The following is a 22,953-nucleotide window of genomic DNA, read 5'->3' as shown; positions in this document are numbered from 1 at the left end:
TTGGTGACACATCGTTCGGTGACATGGCCGGCGGCGACGGGGCGGCCCGACGCGCGCTGATCCTGGTGGAGAACCTGTCGGTGCCGTTCGACCGGCGGGTGTGGCAGGAGTGCACGACGCTGCGCGACGCGGGCTGGGAGGTGCACGTCATCTGCCCCCGCGGGGAGAAGCGGGACACGGAGCCGGAGGCGGAGATCGACGGGGTGCGGATCCACCGCTACCCGTTGCGCGCGGCCACCGGAGGACCGGCCGGCTACCTGCGGGAGTACGGATCGGCGTTGTGGCATACGGCCAGGCTGGCCCGCAAGGTCGGCCCGGTCGACGTGGTCCACGCCTGCAACCCGCCCGACCTGCTGTTCCTGCCGGCACTGTGGCTGAAGCGGCGCGGCGCGCGGTTCGTCTTCGACCAGCACGACCTGGTGCCCGAGCTGTACCTCTCCCGGTTCGACCGCGGCGAGGACCTGCTCTACCGCGCCGTGTGCGCACTGGAACGGCGGACCTACCGGGCCTCGGACATCGTGCTCGCCACGAACGAGAGCTACCGGGACGTCGCGGTGCGCCGTGGCGGAAAGCGGCCGGAGGACGTCTTCGTGGTGCGCAGTGCGCCCGCCGTCGAGCGGTTCCAACCGGTGCCGCCTGAGCCGGAGTTGAAGCGCGGCAAGCCTCATCTGCTGTGCTACCTCGGCGTCATGGGCCCGCAGGACGGCGTCGACTACGCCTTGCGGGCCCTCGCGAAGCTGCGCGACGAGCTCGGACGGACCGACTGGCATGCGGTGTTCGTCGGCGGCGGCGACGCCTTCGACGCGATGGTGGAACTGTCCCGGCGGCTCGGGCTCGCCGAGCAGGTGGAGTTCACCGGGCGCATTCCGGACGCCGACCTGGTGCGCCAGCTGTCCACCGCGGACGTGTGCCTCTCCCCCGACCCGCGCAATCCGCTCAACGACGTGTCGACCATGAACAAGGTCCTGGAGTACATGGCGATGCGCCGGCCCATCGTCTCCTTCGACCTCCGGGAGGCGCGGGTCTCCGCCGGTGACGCCGCCGTCTACGCGCCGGCCAACGACGAGGCCGCGTTCGCCGAGCTGATCGCGGTGCTGCTGGACGATCCGGAGAAGCGGGCCCGGATGGGCGAGATCGGCCAGGAGCGGGTCACCGGGCGGCTCTCCTGGCGGAACTCGCAGGCGTCGCTGCTCGCCGCGTACGCCGCTGCCTGCCGTGACCGCACTCCGGTGGCGGCGGGCGACCCGTACCGGGCAGGGAAGAGGCCCGGCCGTTGAGCGATGACACGATACGCCTGGTCACGATCGGGCGGATCATCAGTCGGCGCCGGCGGCTTCTCGCCGTCCTCGCCGTGGTGGGTGCGCTCGTCGGCTACGGCGCCTCGCTGCTGTTTCCGCCGAGTTACACGGCGTCGGCATCGGTGCTGCTGCCGGGGCAGTGGGAGGAGCGCGAGCTGCTCACCCAGGTGGATATCGCGACCAGTTCGACGGTGGTCGACCGTGCGGCCGCCACGCTCGGCTGGACCGGGGTCAGCGGCCGCGACCTGCGGGATCGGGTGAGCGCCAAGGCCGCCGACGGGAACATCATCATGATCTCGGGCACGGCCGACACCCCGGAGCGCGCACAGCAGCTCTCCGACCAGATGGTCCAGCAGTTCGTCGCGTTCGCCGCACGGCTCGTGGGCGACAACACCGACCCCGAAGCGGCGGCCCGGCCCGAGGCACTGCGGCAGATGGTGGTGCAGACCAGCCGCCGCATCACCGAGCTGGCCGATGCGGCCGGTCCGGGGCGGACCGTGGAGAGCGTGCAGACCCGCACCGAACTCGCGAAGTTGCGCACCGCGCTGCAGGAGGCCGTCAAGAAGCTGGACCAGGCCGCCCCGGCTCCCAACAAGGCCAACATGGTCGTCATGGGGCCGGCGGCCCGGCCGGTCGGCGAGGCACCGCCGACCAGAACGCAGCTCGTCGTCGCCGGGGCGCTGCTGTTCTTCCTGCTCGCGGTCATCGGCCATCTCACCGCCGCACGGATGAGTCGCCGGCTGCGCGCCGAACCGGAGATCGCCGCGGCGCTGGGCTCGGCGCTGCTGGGTACCGTCGACGTACCCGAGGAACGGCCCGCGCACCGGCCGGAAGGCCATGGCCCGCGGGCCCGGATCCGCCGGCTGCTGGGCCTCGACGTCCGGTGGGACGTCCCCACCCCGCGCATGTCCGGCGACGAGACCGGCAGGCAGATCCGCTACCGGCGGGTGTGCGCCCGCCTCCGGGACCAGTTGCCGGGCGCCCGGCGGCTGCTGGTCGTCGTCCCGGACGGCGACGAGACCGCCCGCCGGGCCGCCGGGCAGCTCGTCACCGAGGCCGGGAGCGATCCTTCCCCGGCCTCTTCGAGCAGGGGATTCCCCGTGCTGCGAGTGGTGGGGGTTTCGGTGGACCGTCCGATGGTGCCGGACCGCGACGACGAGTCCGGTGCCCTGGTCGTGCTCAGCGCGGGCAGCTGGACCGCAGGGGAGCTCACCGGCCTCGCCGAGGCGTGTGCGGACGCCAGGCATGAGGTCGTCGGCATCGTCCTCGCCGGCACGATCCGGGCCCGTCCGACGCGGGCTGCCGACCGTCCCCGGGATGCCGCCACGCCGGCGCTCGCGGTGGGCGACGACGCGACGGGGGGTTCCGGGTGACGACGAGTACGACGTCGGAGTCGTCGGCCGCCGCTCCGCTGCTGGACCTGCAGGCGCTGGTGGCGGCGGTGCGGAGGCGGCGCCGCCTCTGGTGCTCGATGGCGCTGCTGGGGCTGCTCGTCGGCGCGGTGGTGGCGGTCCTGCTGCCGACGCCGCCGAGCGCGGTGACCCAGGTGCTGGTCGCGCACCAGGAGGACCAGCCGAACGACCCCGGGACGCTGATCCGCACCGACGTCGCGCTGCTGGGGACCACCCAGATCGCAGACAAGGCCCTGCAGTCCCTGAAGTCCCCGGAAAAGCCGGCGGACTTCATGCAGGACTACCGCGGCACCGGCTTGACCAACAACCTGCTGCAGATCGATGTGACAGGTGGCAGCGACGCGGAAGCGGTGGCCCGCGCCAAGGCGCTGGCCGACGCGTTCGTCGCGGACCATGTGCGGCGGATGTGGGATGCCGCGAAGGCCGAGGCCAAGGCCCTGGACGACCAGCGTGACCGCATGCGCGACGAACTCGCCCAGATCAACAAGGCAATAGGGGACCGAGCATCGAACAGCGACCCGAAGGATTCGGCGAGCGTCGAGTCGCGCTTCGCCCGCCGGGCCGAGCTCAACTCGCGGATCGCCGACTTCGACCAGCGCGCCGAGGAGGCGCGCACCGGCACGCCCCGGGTCATCGCCGGCACGCAGATCGTGGACGCCCCGCACGCGGTGCGGCACTCCCTGCCCAAGGCCGCTGCCACCGACGCCGCGATCGGGCTCGCCCTCGGACTCGTCCTGGGGCTCGCGCTGGCCGCGGTCGGCGCGGTGGTGGCGGACCGCCCCGTGTTGCGCCGGGACATCGCGGCGAACCTGGGCGCCTCGGTCATCGCGGAGCTGCCCCGCCGGTCGGGCCGGCCGTGGCGCCGCCGGCGGATCCGGGCGGCACGCGAACGGCTCGTCGGGTCCCTGGCCCGCACCGTGCGCGGCTCCGCGGAACCGGTGTTGCTGCTGGAACTGGGCTGTGCGCGCAGCACGAGCGAGATCGCCCTGGACCTCGCCGGGTCCCTGGCACCGGACGGGCCGGTGGTGATCGTCGATGGTCTGCCCGGCTCGCAGCTCGCGGGCCGCCGCCAGAAGCCGGGAGGCCCGAGCGTGGTCGGCGGCGAGCGGGCCGCGGCCCTGACGCATGACGAGCGCCGGTTCGGCGTCGGCTCGGTCGCGCCCGGCACCGCGTGGACCGACCTCCAGTACCTCGGCACCCGGACCGTGCTCGTCGTGCGTGCCGGGCACGGCAGCGCCGCATGGCTGCACACCGTGGCGCGGCAACTCGCGGACCAGCGCATTCCGGTGATCGGTGTGGTGCTGATCGACCCCGATCCGCGGGACCGGACCGACGGCACGCTGTGGGACGGGCTGCAGACCGCGCTGCGCGGCCGGAACGAGCGGCCGGCGCGGCAGAACGATGGGGGTACCTCCCCCGCCGTCAAGGCAGTGGGGGAGGGCCGGCGGCGGGCCGAGCGGCAGCCGCTGTGGGCCAGTGGGGCCTCCCCTGCTCTGGGGGCACCTCCCGGCCGAAGGCTGGGGGAGGAGTTGAGAGCTCGGGGACGGGTAGCGGACAACGACCAGGAGGCTCGGTAGGACATGTGTGGCATCGCAGGGACTTACCGATGGCCGGACGGGAAGGTCGTGACCGACCGGCTCACCGACACCCTCGCCCACCGCGGTCCGGACGGGGCGGGCCGGTACAGCCACCCCGTCGGTGACGGCGAAGTGCACCTCGGGCACCGCCGGCTGGCCATCATCGACCTGTCCGGGACCGGCGCCCAGCCGATGGTCTCGGGCGGCCTGGTCCTGACGTACAACGGTGAGCTGTACAACGCGCCCGAGCTGCGTGCCGAGCTGGTAGCGGCCGGGGTGCGCTTCCGCGGTACCTCCGACACCGAGGTGGTGCTGGAGGCGTGGCGGCGCTGGGGCACGGACTGCCTGCCCCGGCTGCGCGGCATGTTCGCGTTCGGGATCTTCGACGAGCGCAGCGGTGAACTGACCCTCGTCCGCGACCAGTTGGGCATCAAGCCGCTGTTCCTGCTCCGGCGCGGTGCGGGCCTGGCGTTCGCCTCCGAGCTCAAGGCACTCGCCGCCGCGGCCGGCGGGTCGCTGCGGGTGGACCATGCGGCGCTGGTGGCCTCGCTGCTCTACTACTGGGTGCCGGACTCGCGGTGCGCGTTCCGCGAAGTGGAGAAGCTGCCGCCGGGGAGCTGGCTGAGGTGCCGGCCCGACGGCCGGGTGGAACGCGGCAGGTTCTGGCACCTTCGGGACGTCGCCGCCGAGGGCCGGGAGCGGGCCCGGGCCGGCGAGCGGCCGGATGTCGCTGCCGTCGTCGAGGAGTCGACCCGGCGCCATCTGCGCTCCGACGTACCCGTGGCGACGTTCCTCTCCGGCGGTCTGGACTCCAGCTACCTGACCGCGCTGGCGGCCCGCGACCGACCCGGGATCTCCGCCTACACGATCGGGTTCCGCGCCGAGGACGCCAGGTTCGAGGCGATGCCGGACGACCTGCGCTACGCCCGGCAGGTGGCCCGGCGGTTCGGCGTCGACCTGCACGAGATCGAGATCGCTCCGAACGTGCTCGACCTGCTGCCGCAGATGACGTACCACCTGGACGAGCCGATCGGCGACCCCGCCGCGATCAACACGTTCCTGATCTGCTCGGCCGCCCGGGAGGCCGGGGTCAAGGTGATGCTCTCGGGGATGGGCGCCGACGAGCTGTTCGCCGGGTACCGCAAGCACCTGGCCAACCTGATCGCACTGCGCTACCAGCGGGTCCCGCGACCCCTGCGGCGCGGCCTGTCCCGGGCCGTGGACCGGCTGCCGGTCGCCACGGCCCGCCGGGGGTACCGGTCGGTGCGCTTCGCGAAGCGGTTCCTCTCCTTCGCCGATCTGCCGGAGGAGACCGCGTTCCGGCGCAGCTACACCATGTACGACCAGGACGAGTTGCTCGCCCTGCTCGATCCGGACCTGGCCGGGACGGTCGACGACGTGCTGACCGAGCACGCGGACATCTATCAGGACAACGACCTCGACGACTTCGTCAACCGCATGTGCCTGGGCGACGCCCGGATGTTCCTGCCGGGCCTGAACCTCGCGTACACGGACCGGTCGAGCATGGCCGCGTCGATGGAGGTGCGGGTGCCGTACGTGGACGTCGAGGTGGTCGAGGCGGCGTTCGCCGTGCCCGGCGACCGCAAGATCGTCGGACGGCAGGGCAAGGCCGTCCTCAAGGAGGCGGCCACCTCGATCCTGCCCCGGGAGATCGTCTACCGGCCCAAGGGCCTGTTCAGCGCCCCGCTGCGCGCCTGGATGAGCCGGGACCTGGCACCGCTGGTGCGCGAGGTGGTGCACGACGGCGTGCTCGTCACCTCCGGGCTGCTGCGCCGCGACGCCCTGGCGCGCATGGTCGCCGAGGACGCCGCCGGGCAGCGGGACTACTCCAAGCATCTGTGGCATGTGCTGACCCTCGAGTACTGGTATCGCGGCGCGACCTCCGGGTCCGGGCCGAACGCTCGCTTGTCGGCGTAGAAGACGGCTGAGAAACAAGGGGACTTCGGGTGAAACAGGTTGTGCAGAACTACAAGAGCGGCGAGCTGGCGGTGCTCGACGTGCCGGTGCCGGGGTGCAAGCCGGGCGGTGTGCTGGTCCGCAGCGCCTACTCGCTGATATCCACCGGGACCGAGCTCATGAAGGTGTCCGAGGCCGGCATGTCGATGCTGGGCAAGGCCCGCTCGCGGCCGGACCAGGTGGCGAAGGTCATGCAGAGCGTGGCCACCAACGGGGTGCCCGCCACCTACCGCAAGGTGATGGGAAAGCTGGACTCCTACACGCCGCTGGGGTACTCGCTGTGCGGGGTGGTCGAGCAGGTCGGCCCCGGGATCGACGAGGTGAAGGTCGGCGACCTCGTGGCCTGCGCCGGCAACGAGCACGCGCTGCACGCCGAGCTGAACTGGGTGCCGAAGAACCTCTACGCCCGGGTGCCGGACGGCCTCGCACCGCGGCACGCGGCCTTCGGCACCGTCGGGTCGATCGCGCTGCAGGCCGTCCGCCGCGGCGAGCCACAGCTCGGCGACGCGGCGCTGGTCATCGGCCTCGGGCTGATCGGGCAGCTGGTGGTGCAGCTCCTCGCCGCCTCGGGAGTCCGCGTCGTCGGCGTCGACCCCGACCCGGTGCGCTGCGACCTCGCGGAACGCCTGGGCGCCGCGGCCTGCGGCGATCCCGCGTCCGCGGCGGTGGAGGCCGTCGTCGCCGAGCTCACCGACGGCCATGGCGTGGACCAGGTGTACCTGGCAGCCGGCGGCGGCAGCAACCAACCCGTCGAGCTGGCCGCCCGGCTGTGCCGGGACCGCGGCCGGGTCGTCGACATCGGCAAGTGCCGCCTGGACCTGCCGTGGAACGCGTACTACGAGAAGGAGCTCGACGTCCGGTTCTCCCGCAGTTACGGCCCCGGGCGCTACGACCCGGAGTACGAGCTGGAGGGGCGGGACTATCCGATCGGCTACGTGCGCTGGACCGAGCGCCGCAACCTGGCGTGCTTCCTCGATCTCGTCGCCCGCGGCAGCGTCGACGTGGAGCCCCTGGTCTCCCACGTCGCCGCCTTCGACGACGCCGTCGAGACGTACCAGCGGCTGAAGGACGGCGACCTGAAGGCCGTGGCCGTGCTGTTCCGGTACCCCGAACCCGCGGGGGCCGGAGAGGCGGAGGCCCCGGCGGTGGCCGTGCCCGCGGTGAACGTGCGGCGGAGTCCGGTCCGGGCTGCCAGGACACCGGTGCGCCTGGCGTTCGTCGGCGCGGGGAACTACGCGACGTCGATGCTGCTGCCGCACCTGGCGCAGCGCGACGGCGTCGAGTTGTCGACGGTCGTCACCACGACGGCGCTGTCCGCGGCCAACGCCCAGCGGAAGTTCGGCTTCGCCGAGGCGACCACCGACCTCGACGCCGTGCTCGGCGACAAGTCGGTCGACGCGGTGTTCGTGGTCACCCGCCACAGGTCGCACGCCGAGCTGACCCGCAAGGCACTCCTCGCCGGCAAGGCGGTGTTCGTCGAGAAGCCCCTGGCGCTCACCGAGGACGAGCTGGCCGGTGTGCTCGCGGCGGTGGAGGAGTCCGGCAACGACCGGCTGCAGGTGGGCTTCAACCGCCGGTTCGCGCCGCTGCTGAACGAGGCCAGGCAGCGGTTCGGCACCCGTTCCGGTCCGGCGAGCCTGCGCTACCTGGTCAATGCGGGACGCCTCCAGCACGGCAGCTGGTACCTCCAACAGGGCGCCGAGGGCTCGCGGTTCGCCGGCGAGGGCGGGCACTTCATCGACACGGCGAGCTGGCTGCTCGGGGCCGACCCGGTCTCGGTGTACGCGGTCGCCACGTCCGGCAACGAGGACCTGCAGATCGTGCTGCGCTACCCGGACGGGTCCACCGCCACCATCAGCTACGTCACCACCGGCTCGCCCGGCTTCCCCAAGGAGACGCTGGACCTGGTCGCGGACGGCAAGGTGCTGCGGCTCGACGACTTCGTCCGTGCCTCGGTGTACAGCCGCAAGCGGTGGGTCAGTTCGCGGCTGCCCAAGGCCCGGGACAAGGGCCAGTCCGCCGAACTGGCCGCGTTCGTCAAGGCCGTGCGGACCGGCGGGCCGATGCCGGTGCCGCTGGAGTCGCTGGTCGCCACCACGGCGGCCACCCTCGCCGTGCAGGCCGGTCTGGCCGGCGGCGCGCCGGTGACGTTGGCGAGGGCGCGATGACGGTGAGCTCGGGGAGTGCGGGCTGGTACCTGCGGCGGCTGTCCCGGATGGGACCGGCGGAGGTCGGCGGCCGGGTGGGAGACGCGGTGCGCAGGCGGCGGTGGCGGTCGGCGCGGCCGCACTGCCCGAGCGTGACCGGCGCCCGGTTCACCGCGGTACTGCCCGCCGGGACGATCGCCGGCATACCTCCGGACGCCGCGAAACGGCTCCTCGCCGAAGCGGACCGGCTGATGTACGGGCACGCCGAGTACTTCGGGGTGGTCCGCGACGACCTGGCCGACCCGGACTGGTGGTACGACCCGAAGACCGGCCGCCGGGCTCCGTACGGCTACGCCTTCGACGTGCCGTACCGGAACGAGGACGCGGTCGGCGACATCAAGCAGATCTGGGAACCGTCCCGGCACCAGTACCTCACCGTGCTCGCCGCCGCCTACGCGATCACCGGGCAGGAGCGGTACGCCGAGCGGGTGGCCGAGCACCTGCGGTCGTGGTGGGCGGCCAACCCACCGCTGCGCGGCGTGCACTGGATCAGCGGCATCGAGCTAAGCATCCGGCTGCTCTCCTGGGTGTGGATCCGCCGGCTGCTCGACGACTGGCCGGGCGCGGCCGGGCTGTTCGAGGGCAACCCGGTGGCGCTGAACCAGATCTGGCACCACCAGCGCTGGCTGGCCGCCTTCCCCAGTCGGGGGTCTTCGGCGAACAACCACGTCATCGCCGAGGCCGCCGGGCAGTTCGCCGCGGCCTGCGCGTTCGGGTGGTTCCCCTCCTCGGCGCGTTGGCGGGCGGGCGCGCTGCGGTCGCTGGAGCGGCACCTGCGCGGCAACACCTTCGCCTCCGGCCTCAACCGCGAACTGGCCACCGAGTACCACGGACTCGTACTGGAGCTCGGCCTGGCCGCAGTTGCCGAGGCGGACGCCGCCGACGTGCCGGTCCCCTCGACCGTCCGGCTGGTGCTGCTGCGGATGACCGACGCGCTCGCGGCCGTCGTGGACGGCCGGTTGCGGCCGCCGCGCCAGGGGGACGCGGACGACGGGCACGGCCTGGTCGTGGACGGCGCGGGCACCGACCGCTGGGCCTCGCTGCTGACCACCGGGGACGCCGTGTTCGGCCGACTGGCCTGGTGGCCGACGGTGACCGGCACCGATGTGCGCACCCCGCTGCTGGCCGCGCTGATCAGACCCGGCGTAAGGGGCGTGACCCGCCCGGCGCGCCGACCTGACCATTTCGCCGACGCGGGCATGACCATCCTGCGCGGGCCGGCGGAGATCTGGTGCCGCTGCGACGGCGGTCCGCACGGCTTCCTGTCCATCGCCGCGCACGCCCACGCGGACGCGCTGTCCGTGGAGGTCCGGCACGACGGGGTCGACGTGCTCGCCGACCCGGGGACGTTCTGCTACCACGGGCAGCCCGAGTGGCGGCAGTACTTCCGGTCGACGCTCGGCCACAACACCCTGCGGCTGGACGGCGGTGACCAGTCGGTCTCCGGCGGCCCGTTCCTGTGGACCCGGCATGCCCGCACCCGCGTCCTGGTCGCGGACACTCCGGACGACGGTGTGGCCCGCTGGTGTGCCGAGCACGACGGCTACCAGCAGTCCGTGCACCGCCGCCGGGTGGAACTGACGCCTGCAAGCCAGGAGTTGAGGGTGGTCGACGAGGTGCGCGGCCCACGCCGGGACGTACACCTGGCGTTCCACCTCGGCCCGGCGATCACCGCGGACCTGGCGGACAACCAGGCGGTGCTCACCTGGACCCGCGACGGCGAGGACCGCTCCGCGGTGCTCGACCTGCCCGGGCAGCTGAGCTGGCGAGCGCACCGCGGCGAGACCGATCCGCCGCTGGGCTGGTACTCCGCGGGCTTCGGGCGCAAGGAACCCACCACCACTCTGGTCGGCACCGGCTTCGCCGACGGCGCGGAGGGCTTCACCACCGTGCTCAGGTTCCACGGCTAGGGGGGCGGGTGGGGATCAAGAGGCGGCACTGGGCGTGGGCGGCGGCACCGCTGGCGCTGGCCCTGCTGGCGACGACCGGCTGTGCGGGCACGCAAGGCGCCCAGGCAAGGCCGACCACCGCGCCGACCACGTCCGGGGCGCTGTCCACGTCCGTGGCCCGGGTGTGCGCCAAGCCCGCGGCCGGGCCGGCGAAGGCACCGGCGGGCGCGGTGACGGTCGACCCCGCGGTGGTCGGTGACCTGGCAGCGCAGACCAAGAGCAACCCCCCGAACACGACGTTCTGGCTTCGACCGGGCGACCACAGGCTCGACCCGGACCGCTACGCCCAGGTCATCCCCAAGGAAGGGGACCGCTACCTCGGTGCGCCGGGCGCGGTGCTCGACGGCCGGCAGAAGAACCAGTACGCCTTCGGCGGTACCGCCCGCAACGTCACCATCCGCTACCTGACCGTGCAGGGTTTCGTCGCGCCGCAGAACGAGGGAGTGGTCAACCATGACTCGGCCGACGGGTGGGTGGTCGAGCACGCGACGATCCGGAACAACTCCGGGGCCGGGCTGATGGCCGGTGCCCACCAGCGGGTCCGCGCCAACTGCCTGCGCGACAACGGACAGTACGGCATGAACGCCTACACGACCGGCGGCCGGGTCGGCGACCTGGTGGTCGAGGGCAACGAGATCGTCGGCAACAACACCGGCGACTGGGAACGGCGGCAGCCGGGCTGCGGCTGCACCGGAGGCGTGAAGTTCTGGGCCGTCAACGGCGCCGACATACGCGGCAACTGGGTGCACGACAACCGCGGAACGGGGCTGTGGGCGGACACCAACAACAACGACTTCCGCATCGAGAACAACGTGATCGAGGCCAACGACGGCGCCGCCCTGATCTACGAGACCAGCTACAACGCGGTCATCCGGAACAACACGATCCGGCGGAACAACTGGGTCGAGGGCCGCAAGGCGGCCGACCGCGGCGACAACTTCCCGTTCGCGACCGTCTACCTGTCCGAGTCCGGTGGCGAACCACGGATCCGAGCCCGCACCGACAAGATCGAGATCTACCGGAACGTGCTGGAGAACAACTGGTCCGGCATCACCCTGTGGGAAAACGCCGACCGGTTCTGCAACAGCCCGGCCAACACCTCGTCCGGTGTCTGCACCCTGCTGGTGCGGGACACCGACCGCTGCGCGGAGCCGGCGATCGCCGGCGCACCGCTCTACGCCGACTGCCGCTGGAAGACCCAGCGGGTGGACATCCACGGCAACCGCTTCGTGCTGGACAAGTCCGTCGTCACCTGCGCGGCGAAGTGCGACCGCATGGCGGTGCTGGCCAACTACGGCACCTATCCGGACTGGTCGCCGTACAAGGGCGACCGGGTGGCCGAGGCGATCACCAGCAAGCAGCACAACCGCTGGCACGACAACGTCTACATCGGGCCGTGGAAATTCGTCGCCCACGATCCCAGCCAGGTACTCGACTCCGGGCAGTGGCAGGGCACGCCGTACCGGCAGGACGCGGGCAGCACCCTCGACCCACGGGCCGGTGGTTGAGATGGTCGGGGATCTGACGCGCGGTGGGCTGCCGGGCGGACCGGACACGGCGGGACCGCGGCCCGGCGCGGCACCGCGCCCGGCCGGCACACCGAGGACGGTCGGGATCGTCTGGGGGCTGCTGGTCCTCAACACGCTCGGCTCCGCCGGGGCGAAGACCATCATTCCGCTGCCCCGCTCACTCATCCAGCTGGTCACCATGGGCGCGCTGGTCGCCGCGTTCGCGCTGGCGCTCGCGCTCAATGTCCGGCTGCGCATCCGACCCAGCGCCTTCCTGTTCCTGCTCACCCTGCTGCTGGTGGCGAGCGTGATCTCCAGTGCGCACCTGGAGTCCGGGCTCGGCGCGCTGTTCCGCTGCGCCCGGCTGGCTCTCTTCGTCGGCACGCTGTGGCTGCTCAGCCGCTGGTGGGACGGCGGCCCGACGTTCGTCCGGCACCACATCCGGATGTACTTCGCGGTCCTCGGGTCGGTGGCCGCCGGCCTGGTGGTCTCGCCGGGTGCGGCCATGCCCGACCTGTACGGCGGGCGTCTTGTCGGCGCGCTGTGGCCGCTCACCCCGCCGCAGATCGGACAGTACGCGGCGGTGATCATCGGGCTCACCGTGCTGCTCGTACTGGGCCGCCGGACCGACCGGGCCGGCGCGGCGGTCGTCATCGTGCCGTCGCTCGTCCTGCTCGCGTTGACCCATACCCGGACGGCCACGCTCGGCCTGTTCATCGGGCTGGCGTTGGCGATCGGCTCGCTCATGCTGACCAGCGCCGCCGCCCGCCGGTTCTTCACCTGGGCGGTGCTGTGCGCCGCGGTGGCCGCGGTGGCGTTCAGCTCCGCGCTGCAGACGTGGTTCCTGCGCGGGCAGAGCCAGGAGAACTTCTCCAATCTCACCGGTCGGGCCAAGGTCTGGGACGCCCTGCTGGCAGCGCCCCGGACGACCACGGAGCAGATGTTCGGCGTGGGCCTGGGCGACAAGTCGTTCGGCGGGCTGCCGATCGACAACAGCTGGCTGGCCGTCTACAACGAGCAGGGTCTGATCGGTATCGCCCTCGTGGCGGCGATCATCCTCGTGCTGGGCGGCGTCGCGTTGCTGCGGCCACCGTCGCTGCCGAGGGCCTGCGCGATCTTCCTGATCAGCTACTGCGCGATCGCGTCGTACACCGAGGCCGGGCTGGGCGACGCCTCGCCGTATCTGCTGCATCTGACGGTCGCCGCCTCGCTGCTGACGGTGCCCGCCGCGGCCACGCCCGTCCCGACGCCCGAAGTTCCTCGACGGCACATCCCGCGATGGGCCCGCAGATCGGAGGTGACCTGACCATGCACGTCCTCGTGGTGCACAACCGCTACGCCTCGGCGCAGCCGAGCGGGGAGAACAAGGTCGTCGACCAGGAGGCGGCGCTGCTGCGCGCGGCCGGCCACCGGGTCGAGGTGTTCGAGCGGCGCAGCGACGACATCGCCGCCCGGTCCCTGCTCGGCAAGGCCGCGCTGCCGCTGCTGGTGCCGTGGAACCCGGCGGTCCGCGCGGAACTCGCCGCCCGACTCCGTGCCGACCGGCCGGACGTGGTGCACGTCCACAACGTCTTCCCGCTCCTGTCCCCCGCGGTGCTGGCCGCCTGCGCCGACGCCGGCGTGCCCGCCGTCGCCACGCTGCACAACTACACCCAGGTCTGCCCGCCCGGGACGCTGCAGCGGGACGGCCGGCCGTGCACCGAGTGCGTCGGGTCGACGCCGCTGCCCGCCGTCCGGCACGGCTGCTACCGCGGCTCCCGGCTGGCGACGGTGCCGCTCGCGGTCAGCCTGTCGGTCAACCGGCGGCGGTGGTGGTCCGGCGTGGAGCGGTTCTTCTGCATCTCCGCGGCACAGCGCGACGTCCTGGTGCGGGCCGGCATGCCGGCCGAACGACTGGCGGTGAAGCACAACTTCGTGCCCGAACCGGACGTCCGCCGAGCGGGTGCCGGCGAGCATCTGCTCTATCTCGGCCGGCTCGCGGAGGCCAAGGGCGTGCGGCTGCTCATGGCCGCGTGGGACGAGATCGCCGGGAGCGGCGGGTTGGGCGTACCACTCGTGATCGCCGGCACGGGGCCGCTGGAGCGGGAGGTGACCGCCTGGGCGGCGGACCGGGACGACGTGCGGTACGTCGGCCTGTACGACACGGCCCGGTGCCGGCAGGCCATCGCGCGGTCGGTCGCCGTGGTGGCTCCCTCGACGTGGCTGGAGGCGTTCGGCCTGGTGGTCGTCGAGGCGATGGCGGCGGGGGTGCCGACCGTCGCCGCCGGTCACGGCGCCTTCGTCGAACTCGTCGAGGACGGGGTGACCGGCCTGCTGCACCGGCCGGGCGAGGCCGCCTCGCTCGCGTCCTGCATACGCCGGATCGCGGCCGAACCGGGCCGCAACCGGGAGATGGGCCAGGCGGCCCGGCGCCGTTACGAGCGGGGTTTCAGCCCGGCCGTCGGCCTTGAGCGCCTGGTGGATGCGTACCGCACCGCGATCGCGGGTCGGACGGAATCAATGGGGGGAAGTAGATGACACGATGCCGACTCTGCGGCTCGGAAGCGATGGCGAGCGTCGTCGACCTTGGGGCGACGCCACCATGTGAAAGCTTTCTCGCCGCGGACCAACTGGACACGGCGGAGCCGGCGTACCCGCTGCACCTGCGGGTCTGTACCGACTGCTGGCTGGCGCAGATCCCACCGCTGATCACGCCGGAGGAGACGTTCACCCAGTACGCGTACTTCTCCTCCTACTCGACGTCCTGGGTGGAGCACGCGCGTACGTTCGTCGCCGACGCCGTGCGGCGCCTTGCGCTCGGCCCCGACGCCTTCGTGGTCGAGGTCGCGAGCAACGACGGATACCTGCTGCGGCACATGGTGGACCGGGGGATCCGCTGCCTGGGCATCGAGCCGTCGGTGAACGTCGGCGCCGCGGCGCGGGAGAAGGGTGTGCCCACACTCACGGAGTTCCTGGACCCGGACACCGGCTCGGCCGTCCGCGCCGAGCACGGCCCGGCGGACCTGGTCGTGGCCAACAACGTGTACGCGCACATCCCCGACGTGGTCGGGTTCACCCAGGGGCTGCGCGCGCTGGTCGCCGACGACGGCTGGGTCTCCATCGAGGTGCAGCACCTGCTGACCCTGATCGAGGAGAACCAGTACGACACGATCTACCACGAGCACTTCCAGTACTACACGGTCGCGTCCGCGATCCGGGCGCTGGAGAGCGGCGGACTCGCCCTCGTGGACGTCGAGTTGCTGCCCACGCACGGCGGCTCCATCCGGCTGTGGGCCCGTCCGGCCGAGGTGGCCGGCGAGCCGACACAGCGGGTGGCCGACGTGCTGGCCCGGGAGAAGGCCGCCGGGCTGCAGGAGCTGTCCGGGTACACCGAGTTCTCCGGACGCGTGGCCAAGGTCCGCCGGGACCTCCTGAAGTTCCTCATCGAGGCGGCCGAGCGCGGCGAGACGGTCGTCGGCTACGGCGCCCCGGGCAAGGGCAACACCCTGCTCAACCACTGCGGCATCCGGCCCGACCTGCTCCCGTACACCGTCGACCGCAACCCCTACAAACACGGCAGGTTCACCCCGGGCGCCCGCATCCCGATCCTGCCGCCCGAGCAGATAGCCGCCGACCGACCGGACTACGTCCTAGTCCTGCCGTGGAACCTGCGGGCCGAACTGGTCGAGCAGCTGTCCTTCGTGCACGCCTGGGGCGGCCGGCTGGTCTTTCCCATCCCTGAACTGAGCATTGTCGAGGTCACGTCTTTGAAAGAGGACACAGCATGAAGGTCGTTCTGTTCTGCGGCGGTTACGGGCTGCGGATGCGCAGCGGAGCCGCGGACGACATGCCCAAGCCGATGGCCATGGTCGGCCCGCGGCCGCTGATCTGGCACGTCATGCGCTACTACGCGTACTTCGGGCACACGGAGTTCATCCTGTGCCTCGGGTACGGGGCGCACCACATCAAGAACTTCTTCCTCAACTACGAGGAGACGACGTCCAACGACTTCGTGCTGCGGGGCGGGCGGACCGAGCTGCTGTCCACCGACATCGCCTCCTGGACGATCACGTTCGCGCAGACCGGCGTCGAGTCGCCGATCGGGGAGCGGCTGCGCCGGGTGCGACACCACCTGGACGGCGACGAGATGTTCCTCGCCAACTACGCCGACGTGCTCACCGACGCTCCCCTGCCGGAGATGATCGACTCCTTCGCCCGGCGCGACGCCGGCGCGTCGATGATGGTGGTGCCGCCGCAGTCCTCGTTCCACTGCGTGGACCTGGGCGAGGACGGTCTGGTGGGGGGCATCACCGCGGTGAGCGAACTGCCGCTGTGGGAGAACGGCGGCTACTTCGTGCTCCGCCAGGAGGTCTTCGACCACATACCGGAGAACGGGGACCTGGTCGCCGACGGATGCGCCCAACTCGCCAAGCGCGGACGGCTGGTGGCGCACCAGCACCGCGGCTTCTGGAAGCCGACCGACACCGTGAAGGAGCGGGCCGCGCTCGACGCCGCCTACGCCCGGGGCGACCGCCCGTGGGCCGTGTGGGAACGGGACGGCGCGGGGGCGGGCGCGACCGGCGGCAGGGACTGCGCCGGAGCGCGGGCGTGATCCGGCTCGGGGCCGGGCGCCCGGACCGGATCGTCGCGGTGGGCGCGCACTGCGACGACATCGCCATCGGCGCCGGCGGCACGCTGCTGACGATGTGCCGCACACGGCCGGGTATCCGCATCGATGCGCTGGTGCTCTCCGGCGGTGGCAGCGAGCGGGAGCAGGAGGAGCAGGCCGCGCTCGCCGCCTTCTGCCCGGGCGCCGAACTGCACCTGACCGTGGACAAGTTGCCGGACGGCCGACTGCCCGCGCACTGGGACCAGGCCAAGGCCGCGGTCGAGGAGCTGCGCGCGGGGACCGAGCCGGGTCTCGTGCTGGCCCCGCGCGCCGATGACGCGCACCAGGACCACCGCGGCCTGGCGCAGCTGATCCCCACCGCGTTCCGCGACCACCTCGTGCTCGGCTACGAGATCGTCAAGTGGGACGGCGATCTCGGCCGTCCGACGGCGTACCAGCCGCTGTCGCCCGAGATCGCCGAAGAGAAGGTGCGGCTGCTGCAGGAGCACTACCCCTCGCAGCGGCACCGCCCCTGGTACGACCGGGAGGCCTTCCTCGGTCTCGCCCGCATCCGCGGCATCGAATGCCACGCGCGCTACGCCGAGGCGTTCGCCGTCACCAAACTCACTCTCGACCTGGGGGAATGAACCTTGCGCGTACTGCTGACCGGACACCTGGGCTACCTGGGCACCGTGATGGCCCCGGTCCTCACGGCCGCCGGGCACGAGGTCGTCGGCCTCGACGCCGGCCTGTTCGCCGACTGCGTCCTCGGCCCGACGCCCGCGGACCCGCCGGGGCACCAGGTGGACCTGCGCGACGCCACGGCCGAACACGTGGCCGGGGTGGACGCCGTGATCCACCTGGCCGCGCTGTCCAACGACCCGCTGGGATCACTGGCGCCGGAGCTCACCTACGACATCAACCACCACGCGTCCGTCCGCCTGGCCCGACTGGCCCGCGACGCCGGGGTGCGGCGCTTCCTGTACGCGTCGACGTGTTCGGTCTACGGCGCCGCCGGCGACCCCGACTTGTCGAACCTGGTGTCCGAGGACGCCCCGCTGCGCCCGGTGACGCCGTACGCGGAGTCCAAGGTGCGGGTGGAGGACGACCTGCACGCGCTGTCCGACGGCGACTTCAGCCCGGTGTACATGCGCAACGCCACCGCCTTCGGCTACTCACCCCGGCTGCGCGCCGACATCGTGCTGAACAACCTCGTGGGCCATGCGCTGCTGTCCGGCGAGGTGCTGGTGCTCTCCGACGGCACGCCCTGGCGCCCGCTGGTGCACGCCGCCGATATCGCCCGGGCCTTCGCGGCCGCGCTGGTCGCGCCGCGGGAAGCGGTGCACGACCGGGCGTTCAACATCGGCAGCGAGACCAACAACGTCACGGTGGCCGAGATCGCCGAGCAGGTCGCCGAGGCGGTGTCCGGCGCGCGGGTGAGGATCACCGGGGAGAACGGCGCGGATCCGCGCTCGTACCGGGTGGACTTCTCCCGGTTCCGCGCGGCCGTCCCCGGCTTCGACTGCGAGTGGACCGTGAAGCAGGGCGCGCTGGAACTCGCCGACGCCTACCGGAAGTTCGGACTCACCAAGGAGGACTTCGAGCGGCGCTTCACCCGCCTGGCCGTGCTGCGCGCGGCGTCCGACGCCGGCGCCGTCGACGGCACCCTGCGGCGGCGCCGATGACCGAGCTCGGCGAACAGATGCACGCGCTGGTGGAGCGGCTGTACCCGCTGTGCCGGAGCATCACCGGCGACGGGGTGCGCGACACCCTGGACATCGTCGGCGAGTACGTCCCGCTCACGGTGCACGAGGTGCCGACCGGGACGCAGGTGCTCGACTGGACGGTGCCGCAGGAGTGGAACATCCGGGACGCGTACATCGCCGACGCCACCGGCCACCGGGTCGTCGACTTCGCCGCGTCCAGTCTGCACGTGCTCGGCTACAGCGTGCCGGTGTCGGCGACCATGCCGCTGTCCGAGCTGCGCGCGCACCTGCACACCCTGCCGGACCACCCGGCCTGGGTGCCGTACCGCACCAGCTACTACAAGCCGGACTGGGGGTTCTGCCTGGCCCAGGAGACCTTGGACGCGCTGCCGGACGGCGAGTACGAGGTCCGCATCGACTCGACCCTCGCGGACGGCCACCTCACCTACGCCGAGCACGTGGTCCGCGGCCAGGTCCCCGACGAGGTGATCGTCTCCTGCCATGTCTGCCACCCGTCGCTGGCCAACGACAACCTGGCCGGTATCGCGGTGGCGACGTTCCTGGCGCGGGCGCTGGCGGAGCTGACGCCCTACTATACGTACCGGTTCATCTTCGCGCCCGGCACCATCGGGGCGATCACCTGGCTGGCCCGCAACGCGGAGCGGATCCACAGGGTCAAGCACGGCCTGGTGCTGGCCTGCGCCGGCGACCCGGGCCGGCTGACGTACAAGCAGAGCAGGCGCGGCGACGCGGAGATCGACCGGGTGCTGCGGCACGTGCTGACCGCCTCCAAACGCCCGCACCACATCGCCGAGTTCACTCCGTACGGCTACGACGAGCGACAGTTCTGCTCACCCGGGTTCGATCTCGGCGTGGGCTCGCTCAGCCGGACCCCGTACGCCGGCTACCCCGAGTACCACACCTCGGCGGACAACCCGGACTTCGTCTCCGCCGAGGCGATGGCGGACACGCTCGCCGTCTGCCGCGAGGCCTTCGCCGTGCTGGACCGCAACCGGCGGTACCTCAACCTCAGCCCCTACGGCGAACCGCAGTTGGGCCGGCGCGGGCTGTACGACGCGCTCGGCGGCCGCAGCGACACCAAGCAGGCCCAGATGGCCATGCTCTGGGTGCTCAGCCTCTCCGACGGCGAGCACAGTCTGCTGGACGTCGCCGAGCGGTCCGCGCTGCCGTTCGACACCGTCGCCGCCGCGGCCGACGCCCTGTGCGGCGCCGGGCTGATCAAGGCATGACGCCGATGGCCATCGAGGGCGGGAATCCGCAGACCATGGCGACACCCGCCCGGTCCGCCCGGCGGGCCGTAGCGGGCCGGCTGTCCTGGGGACTGGCCGACCAGGCGGCCTCCAGCCTGTCCAACTTCGTGGTGGGGGTCTACGTGGCCCGCTCGCTGGGGGTGGCCGCGTTCGGCGTCTTCAGCCTGGCCTGGGTGACCTACGGCGTGGTGCTCAACGTCTCCCGCGGCCTTGCCACCGACCCGCTCGTGGTGCGCTTCAGCGGCGTGCCGACCGCGTCCTGGCGCGCGGCGGTGGCCCGGTCGTCGGGTACCGCGCTCGGCCTCGGTTCCGCCCTCGGCGCGGCGTGCCTGTTGGTCGGGCTTGCTCTCGGCGGCCCCGTGGGGCCCGCGTTCGCCTGCCTCGGCGTCGTGCTGCCGGGACTGCTGCTGCAGGACGCCTGGCGGTACGCGTTCTTCGCCGCCGGCACCGGGCGGAAGGCGTTCGTCAACGACCTGGTGTGGGGCGTCGCACTCGTCCCGGCCATGGTGCTGGCGGCCCGGGTGGGCAGCGTGGCCGCTTTCGTACTCGCCTGGGGCGGGTCCGCCGCGGTCGCCGCCGGGTTCGGCTGCCTCCAGTCAGGCATCCGGCCCCGGGTGTCGCAAGCGCGCGGCTGGCTGCGCAAGCAGCGCGACCTCGGCTACCGGTACCTGGTCGAGAACGTCGCCCTCAGCGGCGCGAGCCAGCTCCGGGCCTACGGGCTCGGCGCGATGGTCGGGGTCGGCGCGGTGGGTGCGGTCCGGGGCGCCGAGCTCCTGCTCGGCCCGTTCCTCGCGGTGCTGATGGGCCTTTCACTGGTCACCGTCCCGGAGGCGGCCCGGGTACTGCGCCGGGCCCCGAACCGCCTCGGCGCGTTCTGCCTGCTGCTGGGCGGCGGGCAGGCAGCCGCCGCGCTGCTCTGGGGCGGGGCGCTGCTGCTGATGCCGGACCGGCTCGGCGAGCTGGTGCTCGGCGGCGTCTGGCCCGCCGCCTCGCAGCTCATCGTGCCGATCACGCTCGGCGTCGCGGGCGCCGGCCTCGGCACCGGCGCGGCGGCCGGGCTGCGCGCACTCGCCGCCGCCCGGCGCAGCCTGCGCTGCCAGCTGTTCGCCTCGGCCTGTTACGTCGGCGGCGGACTCGGCGGGGCGGCCGTCGCCGGCACCGTCGGCTCGGCCTGGGGCGTCGCCGCCGCGACCGTCAGCGGCTCGGCCGTGTGGTGGCTGCAACTGCGGTCCGCCCTGGACGAGCACCACCGCAACCCCACCCCCGAAGTGAGGACTCCATGACCGCCCAACCCAGGCTGAGCATCGGCCTGCCCGTCTACAACGGCGAGGAGTACCTGGCCGAGTCGCTCGACGCCCTGCTCGGCCAGACCTACGAGGACTTCGAGCTGGTCGTCTCCGACAACGCCTCGACCGACGGGACCCAGGACATCTGCCGCAAGTACGCCGCGCGGGACTCGCGCATCCGCTATCTCCGGCTGCCCCGGAACATCGGTGCCACGCCGAACCACAACCGGGTCTTCGACGAGTGCCGCGGCGAGCTGTTCAAGTGGGCCTCGCACGACGACCTCTACGCCCGCGACCTGCTGCGACGCTGTGTGGAGGCGCTGGACGAGCGGCCGGATGTGATCCTCGCGCACACCGGCCAGGCGGTCGTCGACGGCGACGGCGAGGTGAAAGTCCCGTACGAGTACGGGCTCGCCACCGACTCCCCGCACGCGCCGGAGCGCTTCCGCAGTCTGCTGTTCGAGCCGGGCGGCGACGACTTCTACGGGGTGCTGCGGGCCGACGTGCTGCGCCGGGTGAAGCCGCTCGACAGCTACCACCACGCGGACCGCGCGTTCGTCGCCGAGATCACCCTGCACGGGCCCTTCCACCAGGTGCCGGAGCTGATGTACTTCCGCCGCGACCACCCCACCCGCGCCGAGCGGGCGAACCCGGGCAAGCGCGCCCGGTGCGTCAACCTCGACCCGCGCCGGGCGGGCCCGCTGCACCCGACGCCCCGGCTGCTCGCCGAGTACGTCTGGGGCTTCGCCTCGGCGATCCGGCGGGCGCCGTTGTCCCAGGCCGACCGGCGCGCGTGCTTCCGCCACCTGGCCGCGTGGATGACCAGCCGGGTCCGGCCGGGCGCCGGCGAGCGGGTCGAGGACCGCGCCCCGGTCGACCCGGCGCTGCTCACCGTCTCCGTCGACGCCCTCGTCGCCGGCCGTGAGGGGAGGCAGGCATGACGTCCGCGGACGAAACCCCTTTGCGCGTCGGGGTGTTCGGCCTGCTCGGTTCCGGCAACCTCGGCAACGACGGGTCGCTGGAGGCCGTGCTCGGGTACCTCCGCGCCGAGCACCCGGAGGCGGCCGTGGACGCGTTGTGCGGCGGACCCGAAGTCGTCTCGGCGCGGTTCGGGATTCCCGCGACGCGGCTGCACTGGTACCGCGGGGAGTACCGGACCGCGTCACGTGCGGGCGCGGTCGCGGGGAAGGGTCTGGGCAAACTCGTCGACGTCTTCCGCACCGCCGCCTGGGTGCGCCGGCACGATGTGGTGATCGTGCCGGGCATGGGCGTCCTGGAGGCCACGCTGCCGCTGCGGCCGTGGGGTTTCCCGTACTCGCTGTTCCTGCTCTGTGCGAGCGGCCGACTGTTCGGCACCCCGGTCGCGCTGGTCGGCGTCGGCGCCGCCGCGATCGGCAACCGGCCGACCCGGGCCCTGGTGCGCTGGTCGGCGCGGCTGGCCGCGTACCGCTCGTACCGGGACGCCCAGTCGCGCGAGGCGATACGGGCGATGGGCGTGGACACCGCGGGCGACGCGGTCCACCCGGACCTGGCATTCGCCCTGCCGACGCCGGAGGCGAGCGCCGCCTCGGACGCGCCGGGCCCGGTCTGCGTCGGCGTCATGGACTTCCACGGCGGCAACGACGACCGGGCCCGCGCCGAGGAGATCCACCGCCGCTACCTGGACGGGACAACGCTCTTCGTCCGCGCGCTGGTCGAGGACGGCAGGCCGGTCCGGCTGCTGACGGGCGACGGGTGCGATGCGCCGGTGGTCGCCGCGATCCTCGACGCGGTGGACTCGCCGCTGGTCACCGCCGCAGACACCGCCTCACTGGCCGACCTGATGAAGGAGACGGCGGCCGCCGACACCGTGGTGGCGATCCGCTACCACAACCTGATCTGCGCGCTGCGGACCGGCACACCGACGCTCGCCCTCAGCTACGCGGCGAAGAGCGACGCGCTCATGGACCGGATGGGCCTCGGCGCGTACTGCCACCCGGCCCGCGAGGTCGACACCGACCGGCTGCTCGAACAGTTCCGGGCGCTGGAGAAGCGCTCGGCCGAACTGCGGCAGACCCTCGCCGAGAGGAACGCGGACGCCACCCGACAACTCGACCACCAGTTCACCGCCTTGACCAGGGCCGTGTTCCCGACGAACGACCACCCCCACGCCTTGCGGGAGGCTCCATGAATGC

17 protein-coding genes are annotated in these 22,953 nt (G+C 72.6%); all 17 read left to right on the top strand.

Translation table 11 applies throughout. The features are described from left to right. The first annotated feature begins 23 nt into the window (after positions 1 to 23). Genes CG747_RS14005 through CG747_RS13925 form a run of 17 tightly spaced genes read left to right on the top strand, consistent with a single transcriptional unit; the run spans position 24 to position 22,949 of the window. Positions 24 to 1,277 (top strand): glycosyltransferase family 4 protein, encoded by a 1,254-nt coding sequence (locus CG747_RS14005; RefSeq protein ID WP_100602044.1) that lies wholly within the window; start codon positions 24 to 26, stop codon positions 1,275 to 1,277. Continuing rightward, positions 1,274 to 2,671, top strand: coding sequence for a Wzz/FepE/Etk N-terminal domain-containing protein (locus CG747_RS14000; protein WP_100602043.1), 1,398 nt, complete (start codon positions 1,274 to 1,276; stop codon positions 2,669 to 2,671). Before CG747_RS14005 ends, CG747_RS14000 begins: the two co-directional genes overlap by 4 nt. Next, entirely contained in the window at positions 2,668 to 4,287 is a 1,620-nt protein-coding gene (locus tag CG747_RS13995; protein ID WP_100602042.1) for a Wzz/FepE/Etk N-terminal domain-containing protein, read from the top strand. The genes CG747_RS14000 and CG747_RS13995 overlap by 4 nt, the downstream gene beginning before the upstream one ends. Before the next feature lie 3 nt (positions 4,288 to 4,290). Beyond that, positions 4,291 to 6,225, top strand: coding sequence for an asparagine synthase (glutamine-hydrolyzing) (asnB, locus tag CG747_RS13990; protein WP_100602041.1), 1,935 nt, complete (start codon positions 4,291 to 4,293; stop codon positions 6,223 to 6,225). A 29-nt stretch (positions 6,226 to 6,254) separates the two neighbouring features. Continuing rightward, entirely contained in the window at positions 6,255 to 8,432 is a 2,178-nt protein-coding gene (locus CG747_RS13985; protein ID WP_100602040.1) for a bi-domain-containing oxidoreductase, read from the top strand. Further along, entirely contained in the window at positions 8,429 to 10,381 is a 1,953-nt protein-coding gene (locus CG747_RS13980; protein WP_100602039.1) for an alginate lyase family protein, read from the top strand. Before CG747_RS13985 ends, CG747_RS13980 begins: the two co-directional genes overlap by 4 nt. Positions 10,382 to 10,389: 8 nt before the next feature. After that, the gene (locus CG747_RS13975) at positions 10,390 to 11,928 is read left to right on the top strand and encodes a right-handed parallel beta-helix repeat-containing protein (RefSeq protein ID WP_100602038.1); all 1,539 of its coding nucleotides are present in this window, start codon (positions 10,390 to 10,392) and stop codon (positions 11,926 to 11,928) included. 1 nt (position 11,929) lies between these two features. After that, the gene (locus CG747_RS13970) at positions 11,930 to 13,234 is read left to right on the top strand and encodes a hypothetical protein (protein WP_100602037.1); all 1,305 of its coding nucleotides are present in this window, start codon (positions 11,930 to 11,932) and stop codon (positions 13,232 to 13,234) included. 2 nt (positions 13,235 to 13,236) lie between these two features. Further along, on the top strand, positions 13,237 to 14,445 hold the full coding sequence (locus CG747_RS13965; RefSeq protein WP_100602169.1) for a glycosyltransferase: 1,209 nt from the start codon (positions 13,237 to 13,239) through the stop codon (positions 14,443 to 14,445). Beyond that, complete coding sequence (locus tag CG747_RS13960; RefSeq protein ID WP_100602036.1) at positions 14,442 to 15,695, top strand: class I SAM-dependent methyltransferase; 1,254 nt, start codon at positions 14,442 to 14,444, stop codon at positions 15,693 to 15,695. Before CG747_RS13965 ends, CG747_RS13960 begins: the two co-directional genes overlap by 4 nt. Then, on the top strand, positions 15,692 to 16,519 hold the full coding sequence (locus CG747_RS13955) for a glucose-1-phosphate cytidylyltransferase (RefSeq protein WP_100602035.1): 828 nt from the start codon (positions 15,692 to 15,694) through the stop codon (positions 16,517 to 16,519). Before CG747_RS13960 ends, CG747_RS13955 begins: the two co-directional genes overlap by 4 nt. Next, positions 16,516 to 17,163, top strand: coding sequence for a PIG-L deacetylase family protein (locus tag CG747_RS13950; RefSeq protein ID WP_100602034.1), 648 nt, complete (start codon positions 16,516 to 16,518; stop codon positions 17,161 to 17,163). The genes CG747_RS13955 and CG747_RS13950 overlap by 4 nt, the downstream gene beginning before the upstream one ends. A 3-nt stretch (positions 17,164 to 17,166) precedes the next feature. Continuing rightward, positions 17,167 to 18,201, top strand: a complete 1,035-nt coding sequence (locus tag CG747_RS13945) for an NAD(P)-dependent oxidoreductase (protein WP_100602033.1) — start codon at positions 17,167 to 17,169, stop codon at positions 18,199 to 18,201. Then, a complete protein-coding gene (locus tag CG747_RS13940; RefSeq protein WP_100602032.1) occupies positions 18,198 to 19,472 on the top strand; it encodes a DUF4910 domain-containing protein in 1,275 nt (424 codons plus the stop codon). The genes CG747_RS13945 and CG747_RS13940 overlap by 4 nt, the downstream gene beginning before the upstream one ends. Beyond that, on the top strand, positions 19,469 to 20,776 hold the full coding sequence (locus CG747_RS13935; protein WP_374701773.1) for a hypothetical protein: 1,308 nt from the start codon (positions 19,469 to 19,471) through the stop codon (positions 20,774 to 20,776). The genes CG747_RS13940 and CG747_RS13935 overlap by 4 nt, the downstream gene beginning before the upstream one ends. After that, positions 20,773 to 21,720 (top strand): glycosyltransferase family 2 protein, encoded by a 948-nt coding sequence (locus CG747_RS13930; RefSeq protein ID WP_100602031.1) that lies wholly within the window; start codon positions 20,773 to 20,775, stop codon positions 21,718 to 21,720. Before CG747_RS13935 ends, CG747_RS13930 begins: the two co-directional genes overlap by 4 nt. Then, positions 21,717 to 22,949, top strand: coding sequence for a polysaccharide pyruvyl transferase family protein (locus CG747_RS13925; RefSeq protein WP_100602030.1), 1,233 nt, complete (start codon positions 21,717 to 21,719; stop codon positions 22,947 to 22,949). The genes CG747_RS13930 and CG747_RS13925 overlap by 4 nt, the downstream gene beginning before the upstream one ends. Positions 22,950 to 22,953 lie beyond the last annotated feature (4 nt).

Origin of the sequence: Streptomyces sp. CB02959 (assembly GCF_002803155.1) — a bacterium.
Taxonomy (GTDB): Bacteria; Actinomycetota; Actinomycetes; order Streptomycetales; family Streptomycetaceae; genus Streptomyces.
Note: the sequence above shows the minus strand (reverse complement) of the source record. Positions and strands in the feature narration are given on the sequence as shown.

Bases quoted from the DNA above. Each gene is read 5' to 3' on its own strand.
- CG747_RS14005 (WP_100602044.1), top strand. From the start codon at position 24: ATGGCCGGCGGCGACGGGGCGGCCCGACGCGCGCTGATCCTGGTGGAG.
- asnB (WP_100602041.1), top strand. From the start codon at position 4,291: ATGTGTGGCATCGCAGGGACTTACCGATGGCCGGACGGGAAGGTCGTG.
- CG747_RS13980 (WP_100602039.1), top strand. From the start codon at position 8,429: ATGACGGTGAGCTCGGGGAGTGCGGGCTGGTACCTGCGGCGGCTGTCC.
- CG747_RS13970 (WP_100602037.1), top strand. From the start codon at position 11,930: ATGGTCGGGGATCTGACGCGCGGTGGGCTGCCGGGCGGACCGGACACG.
- CG747_RS13965 (WP_100602169.1), top strand. From the start codon at position 13,237: ATGCACGTCCTCGTGGTGCACAACCGCTACGCCTCGGCGCAGCCGAGC.
- CG747_RS13960 (WP_100602036.1), top strand. From the start codon at position 14,442: ATGACACGATGCCGACTCTGCGGCTCGGAAGCGATGGCGAGCGTCGTC.
- CG747_RS13955 (WP_100602035.1), top strand. From the start codon at position 15,692: ATGAAGGTCGTTCTGTTCTGCGGCGGTTACGGGCTGCGGATGCGCAGC.
- CG747_RS13940 (WP_100602032.1), top strand. From the start codon at position 18,198: ATGACCGAGCTCGGCGAACAGATGCACGCGCTGGTGGAGCGGCTGTAC.
- CG747_RS13935 (WP_374701773.1), top strand. From the start codon at position 19,469: ATGACGCCGATGGCCATCGAGGGCGGGAATCCGCAGACCATGGCGACA.
- CG747_RS13930 (WP_100602031.1), top strand. From the start codon at position 20,773: ATGACCGCCCAACCCAGGCTGAGCATCGGCCTGCCCGTCTACAACGGC.
- CG747_RS13925 (WP_100602030.1), top strand. From the start codon at position 21,717: ATGACGTCCGCGGACGAAACCCCTTTGCGCGTCGGGGTGTTCGGCCTG.